At 65.5% G+C, this 13,555-nt stretch carries 9 protein-coding genes; 4 read left to right on the forward strand and 5 right to left on the reverse strand.

Annotation, left to right across the window (positions count from 1 at the left end; genetic code table 11):
• Positions 1-115 precede the first annotated feature (115 nt).
• Positions 116-913 (reverse strand): RDD family protein, encoded by a 798-nt coding sequence (locus J7E82_RS10960; RefSeq protein ID WP_214862644.1) that lies wholly within the window; start codon positions 911-913, stop codon positions 116-118.
• A gap of 126 nt (positions 914-1,039) precedes the next feature.
• Between J7E82_RS10960 and J7E82_RS10965 the strand changes: the two genes are divergently transcribed.
• Together J7E82_RS10965 and J7E82_RS10970 are read left to right on the forward strand one after the other, a co-directional pair.
• On the forward strand, positions 1,040-2,032 hold the full coding sequence (locus tag J7E82_RS10965) for a stage II sporulation protein M (protein ID WP_214862645.1): 993 nt from the start codon (positions 1,040-1,042) through the stop codon (positions 2,030-2,032).
• Between the two features lie 146 nt (positions 2,033-2,178).
• The gene (locus tag J7E82_RS10970; protein WP_308113761.1) at positions 2,179-3,294 is read left to right on the forward strand and encodes a TIGR01906 family membrane protein; all 1,116 of its coding nucleotides are present in this window, start codon (positions 2,179-2,181) and stop codon (positions 3,292-3,294) included.
• Here the strand turns inward: J7E82_RS10970 and J7E82_RS10975 are convergent.
• The gene (locus tag J7E82_RS10975) at positions 3,270-5,114 is read right to left on the reverse strand and encodes a long-chain fatty acid--CoA ligase (RefSeq protein WP_214862646.1); all 1,845 of its coding nucleotides are present in this window, start codon (positions 5,112-5,114) and stop codon (positions 3,270-3,272) included. The two genes, J7E82_RS10970 and J7E82_RS10975, sit on opposite strands and share 25 nt — an antisense overlap.
• A gap of 19 nt (positions 5,115-5,133) precedes the next feature.
• On the reverse strand, positions 5,134-6,813 hold the full coding sequence (locus J7E82_RS10980) for a phospholipid carrier-dependent glycosyltransferase (RefSeq protein ID WP_308113766.1): 1,680 nt from the start codon (positions 6,811-6,813) through the stop codon (positions 5,134-5,136).
• A 178-nt stretch (positions 6,814-6,991) separates the two neighbouring features.
• Here J7E82_RS10980 and rsmI point away from each other — a divergent pair, with 178 nt between their 5' ends.
• Both rsmI and J7E82_RS10990 read left to right on the forward strand, forming a co-directional pair.
• Positions 6,992-7,879: a 16S rRNA (cytidine(1402)-2'-O)-methyltransferase gene (rsmI, locus tag J7E82_RS10985; protein WP_308113767.1), complete on the forward strand. Its 888-nt coding sequence runs from the start codon at positions 6,992-6,994 to the stop codon at positions 7,877-7,879.
• A 151-nt stretch (positions 7,880-8,030) separates the two neighbouring features.
• Positions 8,031-9,512 (forward strand): NAD-dependent succinate-semialdehyde dehydrogenase, encoded by a 1,482-nt coding sequence (locus J7E82_RS10990; RefSeq protein ID WP_214862648.1) that lies wholly within the window; start codon positions 8,031-8,033, stop codon positions 9,510-9,512.
• A 97-nt stretch (positions 9,513-9,609) separates the two neighbouring features.
• Here the strand turns inward: J7E82_RS10990 and J7E82_RS10995 are convergent, their stop codons facing one another.
• Together J7E82_RS10995 and J7E82_RS11000 are read right to left on the reverse strand one after the other, a co-directional pair.
• Positions 9,610-12,099, reverse strand: coding sequence for a DUF3488 and transglutaminase-like domain-containing protein (locus tag J7E82_RS10995; RefSeq protein ID WP_214862649.1), 2,490 nt, complete (start codon positions 12,097-12,099; stop codon positions 9,610-9,612).
• Positions 12,096-13,550 (reverse strand): DUF58 domain-containing protein, encoded by a 1,455-nt coding sequence (locus tag J7E82_RS11000; RefSeq protein WP_214862650.1) that lies wholly within the window; start codon positions 13,548-13,550, stop codon positions 12,096-12,098. Before J7E82_RS11000 ends, J7E82_RS10995 begins: the two co-directional genes overlap by 4 nt.
• Positions 13,551-13,555 lie beyond the last annotated feature (5 nt).

Raw genomic sequence — 13,555 nt, forward strand, 5'->3', positions numbered from 1 at the left:
AACCCCAGCCAACCGGCTCAACGAACTGCTGCTGGCAGCCTAAACCCCAGCGTTGCCCCGACTACTTGACTCCGCCCGCCCATAGCGACAACTACTGCCAGCCAGTTGGGTGAGATTAGGAAAACGGCAGCCGGTTGAGTCTTTCGCCGAGGCGGGCATTGCGCGCCTCGGCCTGCTTGAGCCGCTCGAAATCACGACGCCGCCGCTCTCCCAGTACCGCCCACAGGTAATCCTCAGGCGTTGTCCCGGGCGGGGGCGGAGGAGCCACGTAGGCGGAAAGTTCGGAGGCAAGGGTCGCTGCCATGCCGGCACGGGACACCGGTGCCATTCGGCTGGACTGCTGGATGAACTGCGTCGCACGCCTTGCCACCCCGTCCGGAATACGGCCGAAATCTGCCAGTGAGACCCAGGGTTGCAGGTATGGCGGAACAACCGCCAGCACCAGGGGCCGGGACGGCACACGTTGCCGCAATGAGTAGGTTCCTGCGGCGATGTCCCCTAGTCGCTTGCACTTGTCATTGAAAAGCGCGACGGCGATGGCGAGGCCGCCAAACGTCAAATAGATCTCAACGAAGCCGATCAGGCCTCGGATCACGGCATGACGGAAGCGGATGGAACCGCCGTCGTCCCTCACAATGCGCAGGCCCGTAGCCAGCTTGCCCAAAGAACGGCCGCGGCTCAGGGTCTCTACCGCAACGGGCAGGACCACGAACGAGAACACGACGCTGACCAGTACCAGCGCCCTGAGCGCCGCCTCGTCGAGGCTGCCGGATGCCGAGTCAATCAGGATCAGCAAGCCGATCAGGACTGCCACACTCGTGAGGACATCCAGGATGAGGCCCAGTGCACGGGAGCCGAACGACGCTGGTCGAAGCTCGAGGACCACGGCCTCGCCGGTGATGATCGAACTCAAGCGACCTCCCTCTCCTGGGCTTCTTCCGGGCTGGTTCTGCGCGCTCCGCGTGTCGGTTGGCTGCTCCTGCCGCCGCCTGAAGTCTAACCCCGGGAGTTGGCGACCGGCAGGGGCTAGGGTAGTGCCGTGGATATCGATGCGTTCTCCGCGGTCAACGGGGACAAGTGGGCACGGCTGCACGAACTGGCGCACAAGGGCAGGCTCGACGGCGCAGAGACGGACGAGCTGCTGCGCCTGTACCAGGCGGCGTCCTCCCATCTGTCCTTGCTACGCTCCGTGGCCCCCGAGGGCTACCTCTCAGCCACCTTGTCCGCAACCCTCGCCCAGGCGCGGACGCGATTCACCGGCGCACGGTCCAACTTCATGGAGGACGTGGCGCGCTTCTTTGCCGCCTCGCTGCCGGCAGCGTTCTACCGCCTGCGTTGGATGACATTGTGGTGCGGACTCGCCTTCTGCCTTGTGGCGACGGCGTACGCGCTGTGGATCGGAACCTCACCCGACGCCCTCCGGGCGCTGGCCAGCGACGCCACGATCCGCCGCTACGTTGAGGAAGACTTCATCGATTACTACTCGGAAAATCCCGCAGCATCATTCGCCGGAGCGGTGTGGACCAACAACGCGTGGATTGCGGCGCAGGCGGTGGCCCTGGGGATCACCGGATTCTGGGTACCCATGGTGCTGTTGATGAACGCCCAGGGAGTGGGGATTGCTGCCGGCATTTTCACCGCGACGGACAAGCTGGATGTCTTCTTCAGCTACATCCTTCCCCACGGCCTCATGGAGCTGACAGCCGTATTTATCGCCTCGGCGGCAGGGCTGCGGATCTTCTGGGCCATGGTGTCCCCGGGCCCGCGTCGCCGCAGCCGCGCCGTCGCCGATGAGGGCCGGTCCCTCATTACAGTCGCGCTGGGCCTGGTGCTGGTCCTGTTTGTTTCCGGACTGGTGGAGGCCTTCGTCACTCCGTCTCCCTTGCCTGTCTGGGCAAAACTCGCCATCGGCGCAGCCGTGCTGGCGGCGTACTGGGTCTACACGCTGGCCTTGGGCGGCAAGGCCTACAGGTCCGGGGAGCGCGGCGACCTGGATGCCAACGATGCCGGCTACGGCGAAATCGCCGCGTAACGCAGCTTACGGATCGGTTGCAATGTGGCCACGGGCGGGGTGGCTCCTCGAATCCGCCGGACCCCGGACGGTAGGCTCGAAACAGAGACATTGCGCCGGTTGACCGATGACAGGCCGCGCACGACGCCGACGGAAGTGAAGCCGAAGTGAGTGAGAGAAACCCAAGACCGAAGGACCCGGAACAGGATCTCCACGCCGATGGAGATGAGCCGGCCTTCGAATGGATGACGCCCTCAAGAAAGGGAAGCCGCCCGACGGGCAGCGACCCAGAGCCGTCGAACACCTCTCCGGCGAACGCCTCTCCGGCGAACACCAAGGCAAAAGAAGCTTCTCCCGCCCCGCGGACCGCGCCGGCCACTGAGGCCTATCCTTCCCAGCCGGAAACCCGTGCAGACCGCAAGGCGGCCGAGGCCACGGGCGCTGCAAATGGCGGCTCCTACTTCGAGCCGCTGCCTACTTCCGCCCTCCACGTTCGTCCGCCGGACGCCGAAGTGCAACGCAGGCAGGCCGAACGCGACTCCGCCCTCAGGGCGAAACCCGTGCTTCCGAGGGTCTTCCAGGTCCTCCTGGCGGTGTTCTTTCCCGTCGTGCTCCTCGTGCTGGCCGTGCGCGCGGTAACCAGCCCACTGTTCCTGTGGGTGGAATACAACCGTCCGGGCTTCCCGGGCGACGGCTACGGCTTCAGCACCGATGACCGGATGACCTACGGCTCCTATGCAGTGGATTACCTGAGCAACTGGGCCGGTCCGCGTTACCTTGGCGACCTCATGAATCGCAACGGCGATCCGCTGTTCAAGGACGGGGAGGTCGCGCACATGGCTGACGTGAAGCTGGTCATCCTCTCGTCCTTTGGCGCCGGGGCCTTGCTGCTCCTGCTGGGACTTGTCGCGATCCTGTACCTGCGGAAGCGGAGCCGCGGAGGCGTCCGCCGCGGCCTGTTTGCCGGCTCGATCGTGACGCTAGTGATCATCGTCGCCCTGGCCACCCTCGCACTCCTTGGCTGGCAGCAGTTCTTCACTGAGTTTCACCGGATCTTCTTTGCCAGTGGCACCTGGACGTTCGCCCTGGAAGATACCCTGATCCGCCTGTTCCCGGGCCAATTCTGGGTCGACGCCGGCATCGCCATCGCGGCCCTTGTCCTGATCGCCGCCGTGGTGACTCTCGTCCTGACCTGGCCTACCCGCCGTCGTCGGGGAATCCTGCCTGACGAAGCTGCCGGCAAAGACGGTGCCACCCGTCAGGCAGCGGGGGAAACGGCGTAGAGCTTTTCGATTTCCTCCGCGAACGACTCGACGACCGCCGCGCGCTTGACCTTGAGCGACGGGGTAAGGTGTCCCGACTCGACGCTGAAGCCTGCGTCGAGCAGCGCGAAGCTCCGGATCGATTCCGCCGCGGAGACGTGCCGGTTGGCCTGATCCACGGCTGACTGCACAGCCTCCCTGACGGCGGGATGGTCCTTCGCGTCAGTGGGCGTGAGCATCGGAACTCCGCGCTCGGCGCACCACAGCTCGAGTCCTTCCGGGTCCAGGTCGACGAGGGCGGCCACGAAAGGCCTGTCTTCTCCGACTACGACGACGTTCGCCACCAGGGGGTGCTCCCGCACCGCCTCTTCGAGCGGGGCCGGCGCAACGTTCTTGCCCCCGGCCGTGACCAGGATGTCCTTCTTGCGGCCCGTGATGGTGAGGAAGCCATGCTCATCAAGTTCGCCGAGGTCGCCGGTGCGGAAGAATCCGTCGGTGAACGCTTCCGCCGTCGCCGCCTCATTCGCGTGATAGCCCTTGAAGACACCTATGCCCTTGACCAGGACTTCACCGTCGTCGGCCACGCGGATGGTGGTTCCGGGCAGGGGAATTCCCACGCTGCCCACCCGTGTCATGGCCGGCGTGTTGACCGTGCACGGAGCTGTCGTTTCCGTCAGGCCGTAGCCTTCCAGGACGGGTATGCCGGCCCCGGCGAAGAAGTGCGCTTCACGGGGGCCCAGGCGGCTTGCTCCGGAGACCGCGAAGCCCAGGACGCCGCCGAAGACGGCGTGGAGCCGGGGGTACACCAGCTTCCCGAAGACGGCGTGCCGGGCGGCGGCCAGCCATCCCGGGCCGTGTCCTTCCCCGCGCCGGGCACGGTCGCTGGCCTTGGAATATTCGATGGCGGCTCCGGCCGCGGCCGCGAACAGGCGGGTTTTTCCGGCCAACAAGGCCTTGTGGGCTGCCCCGGCATAGACCTTCTCGAAAATCCGGGGCACCGCCAGGAGGAAGGTTGGCTTGAAGGTGCGGAGGTCTGCCAGCAGGCCGTCGGCACCGGCAGTGTGCCCAACCGTGGCTCCAGCAGTCAGGCACACTACCTGTACGGCCCGGGCCAGCACATGGGCGAGCGGGAGGAACATCAGGGTCCGTGCCCCTGGCTGCAGCAGCAGCTCTGGCAGGAACGGAATGACGTTCCTGGCGATCAGGACGAAATTTCCGTGCGTGATTTCGCAGCCCTTGGGCTTGCCGGTTGTTCCGGACGTGTAGACGATCGAGGCGACCTCGGCCAGGCCTGCACTGGTGCGCTGGCGTTCAAGTTCGGCGTCGGAGATTCCGCGTCCTGCGGCGGCCAGGCTTGCCAGGTTCGGCGCGGCGCCGTGATTGTCCATGCGGACGACGGGCATGGGACCTTTCCCCAGCACTTGCGAGTGGGCAAGGACGTCCCGGACGAGCCGTTCCTTGTCGGAGCCCTCGACGAAGACCCTGCGCGCCCCGGAGTCGAGCAGGATCCATTCGATCTGGCTGGCGGACGACGTCTCATAGACAGGGACCGTGACCCCGCCGGCAAACCAGATGGCGAAGTCAACCAAAGTCCATTCGTAGCTCGTCGGCGACAAGACGGCCACGGCGTCCCCCGGGGAAAGTCCGCCCGCGATCAGTCCCTTTGCCAGGGCCGTCACTTCGGCAACAAAGCGGTACGTGCTGACATTGCTCCAGCCGTTGACGGTCCGGCGGGCGTAGAGCACATGATGGGGATCCTTGGCGCATCGTTCCATCAGTAGCTCTGTCACGTTGCTGTTGTTGTCGGCGTCGACCAGGAGCTCTGTGCTTGCTTCCCTCACGAAATTTACAGTCCTTTCATCAAATCCAGGAGGGCATCCACATCCTGATCCGCCAGTCCTGGTAGCTAATGACTTCGGCGGTCCAGATGGGGTAGAAGAAGGCGGATGCCAGAATCACTGCCATCGTGAACACCGCCACGACATAGAGGCCCGAGCGCCGCCTCCACGGCGGGTCCGTCCGTTTCCCAAGGACCAGGCCAAGGCCGTAGACCAGGGCCAGGATGAGGAACGGTTCGAAGGCGATGGCATAGAAATAGAACATGGTGCGATCCGGGAACAGGAACCACGGCAGGTAGCCTGCAGCGATGCCTGAGAGGATGGCGCCGGCCCGCCAGTCGCGGCGCCCGACCCACCAGAACAGCAGGACCGCGAGGGCCGCCGTCGCGCCCCACCAAATCAGCGGGTTGCCAACGGACAGGATGGCTGTGGTGCAGTTGCTCAGCTCGCAGCCGGGCGATCCCTGCTTGGGAGATTCATAGAAGAACGACGTCGGACGGCCCAGTACCAGCCAGCTCCAGGCACTGGCCTCGTAGGGGTGGTCCGAAGTGAGGCCCTGGTGGAACTTGTAGGCCTCAAGGTGATAGTGGGCGAGGGACCTGACGGAGTCCGGCAGCCAGTCCCACATGCCGGAGGGATTGCTCGCTGCCCACTGGCGATAGTAGGCATCCTTGGACAGGAACCACCCGGTCCAGCTTGCGCCATAGACCAGCACCGCGACTGGCACCACGCTCAGGAACGCGGGAATTCCATCCTTGATGATCCCGGCAGTGCGCCAGGAGCGGATTCCCGCTATCCGGCGCGCGCTGAGGTCCCACAATACGGTCATCAGGCCGAAGGCTGCGAGGAAGAACAAGCCGGACCACTTGGTGCCGATCGCGAGTCCCATGCATACCCCGGCTGCGATCCGCCACCACCGGACGCCCAGCCAGGGACCGGATACCAAGCTGCCGGCAGGGGGACGGCCGTCCGGTGAAGCACCGGCGATCGTTGCCAGCCGGAGCGCGAGGCGCCGCCGTCCGTCGTCGCGGTCCAGGAGTAGGGCGCCGAACGCTGCCAGCAGCCAAAACATGAGGAAGATGTCCAGCAGGGACGTCCGGGACATCACCAGGTGGTGCCCGTCCACTGCCAGCAAAAGCCCGGCGAGGGCGCCGAGGATATGGGACCGGAAGAGCTTCTGGGCAAAGAGGGCGAGCAGGAAGATGGAGAGCGTGCCAGCCAGCGCGGCACCGAACCTCCAGCCGAAGGGGTTGTCCGGGCCGAAAAGCCACATCCCGAAAGCAATCATCCATTTGCCCACCGGAGGATGGACGACGTATTCGGGGCTGTCCAGCAGGACCGTGGGATTGCCCGCGTTGAAGGATTCGTTAGCCTTCTCCGGCCAGCTCCGCTCGTAGCCGCTCACCAGGTACGAGTAGGCGTCCTTGACGTAATATGTTTCGTCGAACACGAGGCTGCGCGGAGTGTCCAGCCGCACGAAGCGAAGGACGCCGCCGATCGTTGCCGTGAGGACGGGAATCAGCCAGAACCAGATGCGGAGCGACGGCGAATAGTCGCGCCAGCTGTGGATTCCGCCGAGAAGCCGGCTGCGGAGGGACTCGGCGGTGAAGGCCGTGGAGGGCGCCTGGATCCAGTCGTGGCCTTCGAGGCTTCGAGCCTTTGTGGCGGTGACGGCGGCAACCTCGGGTTCCGCCGGAGCCACGGCGGTCGCGGTTTTGTCGGGACTGAGGAAAGACCGGGTCACCAGCCCATGCTACCGTTTGGCTCTGAAGCCGCTCTGCAGCATGGGTCTGGCAGCATTAGGCTTATTCACCCGGCATTAGGCTTAACGGGTGGATGATCAGCAGTCCGATAACGGGCACCCCTACGACGAGCACGCCATCGATACCGGGACGGGCGAGGCGGGCGGCCCTGAAATCGCTGGAACACCGACGGGGCAAGGGCGAATTATCCTTGCTGCTACGCCAATCGGAAACGTCGGCGACGCGTCCTCACGGCTGGTTGAGCTCCTGTCGACGGCGGACATCATCGCCGCGGAAGACACCCGCCGCCTGCACCGGCTGGTCCAGGCACTGGGCGTCACTGTCTCCGGCCGCGTCATCAGCTACCACGAGCACAACGAAGCTACCAAGACCGTTGAGCTCCTTGAGCTGGTCCGTTCCGGAAAAACCATTCTCATGGTTAGCGATGCCGGAATGCCTGCGGTGTCCGATCCGGGGTTCAGGCTGGTGGAGGGGGCGGTCGAGGCCGGGCTGACGGTGACTGCAGTGCCTGGCCCGTCGGCCGTCCTGACCGCGCTGGCGCTGTCCGGCCTTCCCACGGACCGGTTCACGTTTGAAGGGTTCCTGCCGCGTAAGGCCGGGGAACGTAGTGCCAGGCTCGCGGAGCTGCACGACGAACGCCGAACGATGGTCTTCTTTGAGGCACCGCACCGGCTCGAACCAATGCTGCGCGCCCTGCACGAGCGCTTCGGCCCGGCACGCCGGGCCGCCGTCTGCCGCGAGCTGACCAAGACGTACGAGGAAGTCCTGCGAGGCTCGTTGCAGGAGCTGCTGCAATGGGCGGAGGGCAACGAGGTCCGGGGCGAGATCGCCGTCGTCGTTGCGGGGGCTCCCGCGAAGGAGCCCGGTCGTCCGGAAGACAATGTGGCCGCGGTCAACGAGCTCGTGTCACAGGGAATCCGGCTCAAGGAAGCCGTTGCGGCGGTGGCCGAGGAGGCCCGGGTGAGCAAGCGCGAGCTGTATTCCGCAGTGCTTGCCGCGCGCTGAAATGCGTTGTGCAGGTGCACAGCTAATACCCCGGGCAGTAGTGCGTCGATGCGTAGACACTGGGAAGATCCGGGCAGTACGGTGGCAGTAAATCCAGCAAGCACTTGCCTGCTGTTTCCCTCCAAGGACACCTACTGACGAAGGAGTCACTGTGACTGTAACCGCCGAACGCGAAAGCGAATTGCTGGCCTCTGTCCCTACCGGTCTGCTGATCGACGGGCAGTGGCGGCCTTCCGCTTCGGGTAAGACTTTTGATGTTGAGGATCCGGCCACTGGCAAGGTCCTGTTGAGTATTGCCGATGCCTCGGCCGAGGACGGGGTTGCGGCCCTGGATGCGGCAGCTGCCGCACAGGATTCGTGGGCCAAAGTTCCGGCCCGGGAGCGCGGGGAGATCCTGCGTCGGGCCTTTGAACTGGTCACGGAGCGGGCAGAGGACTTCGCGCTGCTGATGACACTGGAGATGGGCAAGCCCCTGGCCGAAGCGCGCGGCGAGGTCACCTATGGCGCGGAGTTCCTGCGTTGGTTCTCGGAGGAGGCCGTACGTGCCTTCGGCCGGTACTCAGTCTCTCCAGACGGTAAGTCCCGGCTGCTGGTGCAGAAGAAGCCGGTGGGACCCAGCCTCCTGATCACGCCGTGGAACTTCCCGCTGGCAATGGCCACCCGCAAGATCGCCCCCGCAGTTGCTGCTGGCTGCACCATGATCCTCAAGCCGGCCAACCTCACCCCGCTAACGTCCCTGCTGTTCGCAGCCGTGATGCAGGAAGCGGGCCTGCCGGCCGGCGTCCTGAACGTTATTGCGACCACGAGCGCGGGGGCCACCACTGGGCCGCTGATCAAGGACTCCCGCCTGCGCAAGCTCTCCTTCACCGGGTCCACGGAGGTCGGCCGCCGTCTGCTGTCGGACGCCTCCGAAACGGTCCTGCGCACCTCGATGGAGCTTGGCGGGAACGCCCCGTTCGTTGTGTTCGAAGATGCCGACGTCGATGCCGCAGTGAACGGTGCCATGCTGGCGAAGCTGCGCAACATGGGCGAGGCCTGCACCGCAGCCAACCGGTTCATCGTGCACGAGTCCGTCGCTGATGAGTTCGCGGAGAAGTTCGCAGCGAAGATGGCGGAGATGACCACGGCCCGCGGTACCGAGGAGCAGTCCAAGGTGGGTCCGCTGATCGACGCCAAGAGCCGGGATAAGGTCCACGAACTCGTCGCCGACGCCGTATCCTCCGGCGCCACCGCCGTTGTGGGTGGGGCACCGGTGGACGGGCCTGGCTACTTCTACCAGCCCACCATCCTCAAGGGCGTCACCGAGGGCACGCGGATCCTGTCCGAGGAGATCTTCGGCCCCGTCGCGCCGATCATCACCTTCGACTCCGAGGACGAGGCCGTACGCCTGGCGAACAACACAGAGTACGGCCTGGTGGCGTACGTCTTCACCAAGGACCTGAACCGCGGCATCCGCATGGGAGAGAAGCTCGAGACAGGCATGCTCGGCCTGAACGCCGGCGTCGTCTCCAACGCGGCTGCGCCGTTCGGCGGCGTCAAGCAGTCCGGCCTCGGACGCGAAGGTGGCCTCGAAGGCATCGAGGAATACCTCTACACCCAGTACATCGGCATCGCCGATCCGTACGCGGGCTAGCTACATCGCAGCGAGGTGGCCTCGCGGCGATAACCGTAACCAGCAATGAAGGCGGGCGGCATGAGCCGCCCGCCTTCATTGCCGTAAGCGCCCGCCTTTATTGCTGCCAGGACCGCCAGTGAACACTCCTGATCACGCGACGCCAGGTCCGGGACAATGCCCGTCCTATGGAAACCGCTCCGCGCCCCACCATGCGGAAAGGCCAGGAGACCAGGCTTCCCCAGCGCGACATGACCGACGGCGGCAGCCAGTCCGCCCTGAGGCGCACCAACAGCCTCGCGTTGCCCTTCAAGGACGAGCGTACCGCCGCTATCCTCTCCGCTGTGGGAGCGGTGCCGGCATCGCCAGGGCGACCAAATTCCTGCCGCTCGAAGTCCCCGGTGAGGGCGATCACTGCCTCATGGCCGTCGTCGTCGAGCCCCCCGGGTTCACCAATCGCCTTGGAATGGCGGAGCCGAGTGGAGAAGAGCCGCGGAGTTTCACTGGGCGTCGTCCTGAACCCGTAGTCCTTGGCAAGGTCCTTCAACTCCGCCCACGCCAGGGCCGCCCCCTTGGCGGAACGTCCGGGGGTCCGGCTGGAAACGCCGGGTGCGAGGCGCCGGGCGCGGATGCCGGCGCGAACCAGCCTCGGCGATGCGAGCAGCAGAGCAACGAACAGGACGACGGCGGAACCGTACAGCACGCCAAGGATTCCGTTGCTGGCGCCCTGGGCGGCCTGCCCGCCGGCGGGAACAGGAACGGGCGGGGCAGCAGACGGCGCCGGGTCGGGAACAGCGAGCAGATCGTCCTCCTGGATGTTCGAGCTAATGCCACTTGGCGTTGAAGCCTCGGAAGCATAGTCCGGAACCACGCCCCGTGACGGCGTTGGCTCGAACGCCACCCAGCCAAGGCCTTCGAAATAGAGCTCGGGCCACGCGTGGGCATCGCGGGCGTCGACTTCGAATTCGGGGAACGAGCCCTGGCCGGCAAGCGCCATAGTGTCCCCGGTAAGCCTGCCCGGGGCGTAACCGATCGCAATCCGGCTGGGAATGCCCTGGAGCCGGGCCATGACTGCCATGGCGGACGAGAAGTGGACGCAGTAGCCGCTCTTCCGGTCAAGGAAATCGGCCAGGACAGATATCCCGTTGCCGTCGTAGCCATTCTGGATCGGGGCCTGCAGGGAGTACGTGAACTCGGCAGAGCGAAGGTAGCGCTGAATGGCGAGGGCCTTCGCAAAGGGGCTGCCGCTTCCGGCCACGTTGTTGGCCGTCTGCCGGATCGAGTCAGGCAGGTTGTTGGGGATCTGGCTGAATTCGGCGGGAATGTCCCTGGGCTGCTCCGTCGCCCGCGCCAGAGATTGAACCGTCAGGCGCGGTATGGAGGAGAAAACAATGTACTGCTGGTTCCTTGAGGTGGTGTTTTCCGCCTGGATGGTCAACGTGGAGGGGTCCCAGGTCCAGCGTCCGCTCAATCCCGTGACAGCTTCAGGAGCAAAGGGTGTAGGGAGATAGGGGCTCGTGAACTGGCCCGTGTCAATGGATGTGAGCTCCCGAATCACCTCTCCCTGCACCTCATAAGGAGTCGTGATGTTGTCAGGGCCGACCAGGCGGGCGAAGCTTCGGTCATCCGGCGCCCACGTTTCGCCCTCGAAACGGTCAATGGTGACGGAGCGCAGGTACACGGGACGGGAAGAACTGGTGGCGTAGGTGATCCGTCCTTCTCCGCTGGGGTTGCGGAGGCTGTTGCCCAGCGTGATCATCGGGTTCAAGCCGTTGGAGGATCCCCAGGGGTTGAGCCTGGATCCCTGCGGGAACGTTCCATGGTCGAAGCCCGGGATCGCGAGGGGGAGGACCAGGGCCGTCGCCAGCGCGATGATGCCCGTAACCGCCGTTCGCCTGAGATGTCCGGAGTTTCCCGTGGCCCCGGACTGCACGCGCGAATCGGGCGCATACCACTGGCTGAAGGCGAGGATCAGGAGGTAGCCTGCGGCGGTGGCGAGGAAACCAAGCAGTCCAACGCTCAGGGGCTTGATGGTCGCAGGTACCACCAGGATGGCGAGCAGGCCGATTCCGCTGGTTACAGGCATACCCAAAGGGACGGCCAGCGCGTCCATGAGCACCACCACGAGGCCAAGGCAGGCGCAGGTGACCAGGACGATGCCGATATTGGGCGCTACGGGGGCGCTTTCGGATACCACGGTGTCCCCGGCGCGGCGGATGAGCCGGCGCAACTGGCTCATCGTGTCAGCGGTCGGAAGGAAGCCGGCGAAACTTTGCTGCCGGAAGAACGTGAACACCAGGATTAGTACCAGCGAAACAAGGCCGCCGAGCGTCACCAGCAGCGGCTGGGCACGGAGGGCGCGCAGGAGCGCCAGCGTCAGGGCCACCGTCATGACGACCGTGATGACAGGAAGAAGCCATGCCCATCCCCGGAGGACGCCATTGAGGGACAGGGAGGCTCCGATGACTGCAAGGGCAATGGCTCCGGACATCGCCCAGGGATAGGCCCCCGCACCCCGTTCCCGTCGCCCTGGCGGAACCTGGCCGCGAACAGGCTGCAGCCGGGCGGTGTCGCCCGAAAGAGCCCGCTGATGGGACGTGGCGGTCATCGGGGCACCGCCGCTCCGCGTCGGACGTCCATGGCGGAGGCTGCCGCTATCAGGATCTGGCCCTGGTCAAAGGCGGACCATGCTGCGGCCAGCGGAGTCCGTGCTGTCACCGTCACCGCCCGCCATCCACCCAGGCGCAGCGCCTCGACGGCTTCCTCGCTGTTGTGCAGGTGATCTGTCACCGCTATGGCGAAAGCGTTCGCCCCGTAGGCGGCGGCCGGGGCCAGGGCCTTCGCCTCAGCCGGGCTGATGTTGCCAAGGAGCGCCAGGAGGGGTCCCCTGAGCCGGTGGGCAGCGAGTTTGTCCATCAGGTGGTCATCAAAGGGGATGGGGTCCGCGCCATGATGCCCGGCCGCCTCGGTACCATACTCGTTTTGGCGGGGCTCGTTTTGGCGGGGTTCGCTGTGGCGTGCGTGATGCGGGGCCGTGAGCTGGATGGCCGCGAGCCCTTCTGCGATGGATTGAAGGCCGGCCGCACCGCTGAATTCCTCGGCCTCCGGATCTGGAGCTGAGGGGGAGCGGCAAAAAGCCGGGTCGCCCGCGGAGTCAAGCAGGCGAAGGGAGTAGTTGTGCTCGGCCAGGTGGGCGCTGATCGAGATCGCCGCGGTGACTGCCCACTCGAAATTGTTCGACGTCGACAGCCGGAATCCGTCGTCATGGGAAGCCGAGGCTGACGCTGATGCCATTCCGGAAGCGAACGCGGAAAAGCGCTGGTCCAGGATGATCGTGGCCTCGGGCGTTGTCACAGATTCCTCCTGACGCACCATGAGCAGTCCGTGCCTCGCCGTCGCAGGCCAGTGCACCCGGCGCATGGGGTCACCGTGCCGGTATTCGCGCGTCATGACGTCGTCGTCGCTAGGATTGGCGCGAATCCTGGTGGCTGTCACCCCGTCGTTACCGCGCGCGCCTGCCAGCCCGGTGGCCGGAAGTTCGACGGCGGCCGGCGTCACGGTGAGGATATCGCCGTCGTCGATGGCATGGCGGTGCAGCGAGAGTCCGAAGGGATCACTGAACTCGGCTGTGACAGGCCCAATCCTGAATTGTCCCCGCTTGGTGGAACGCAAATGGTACTCATAGCGACTTGTGCCGCTTGAGGCCGAGCGGGCGGGAAAGCGGAAGGCCGGCGATTGCCCGAATCGTGGCGGCAGTTGCTCCTCCATGACCACCAGGCCGGAACCGACACCGGTTCGTGCCACGGCCAGCCGGACCATCGTCGTCGAAGAGGTCTCCACCGAGGCCGGATTGAACTCCCGATAGACCTGGAAGCGCGGTTTCAGGAGGCGTGTTCCCGCAAGGGAGACCAGGGGAAGGGCGAGGAGGAGGACAGCCAAGGTCAAGAGGTCGCGGCGGCCCATGATCTGCGCGGCCAGCAGCGACACCCCGCCGCTGGCCAGGAGGCCCCAGCCGCGGCTTGTGAACACATGCTTGGGAAGCAGGTCCAACAGTGCCATCTCGA

Origin of the sequence: Arthrobacter sp. ISL-30 (assembly GCF_018613855.1) — a bacterium.
GTDB lineage: Bacteria > Actinomycetota > Actinomycetes > Actinomycetales > Micrococcaceae > Arthrobacter.

What these genes read in the sequence shown, in the direction of transcription:
- J7E82_RS11000 (WP_214862650.1), bottom strand. Translation starts at nt 13,550, where the DNA reads ATGGCACTGTTGGACCTGCTTCCCAAGCATGTGTTCACAAGCCGCGGC.
- J7E82_RS10995 (WP_214862649.1), bottom strand. Translation starts at nt 12,099, where the DNA reads ATGACCGCCACGTCCCATCAGCGGGCTCTTTCGGGCGACACCGCCCGG.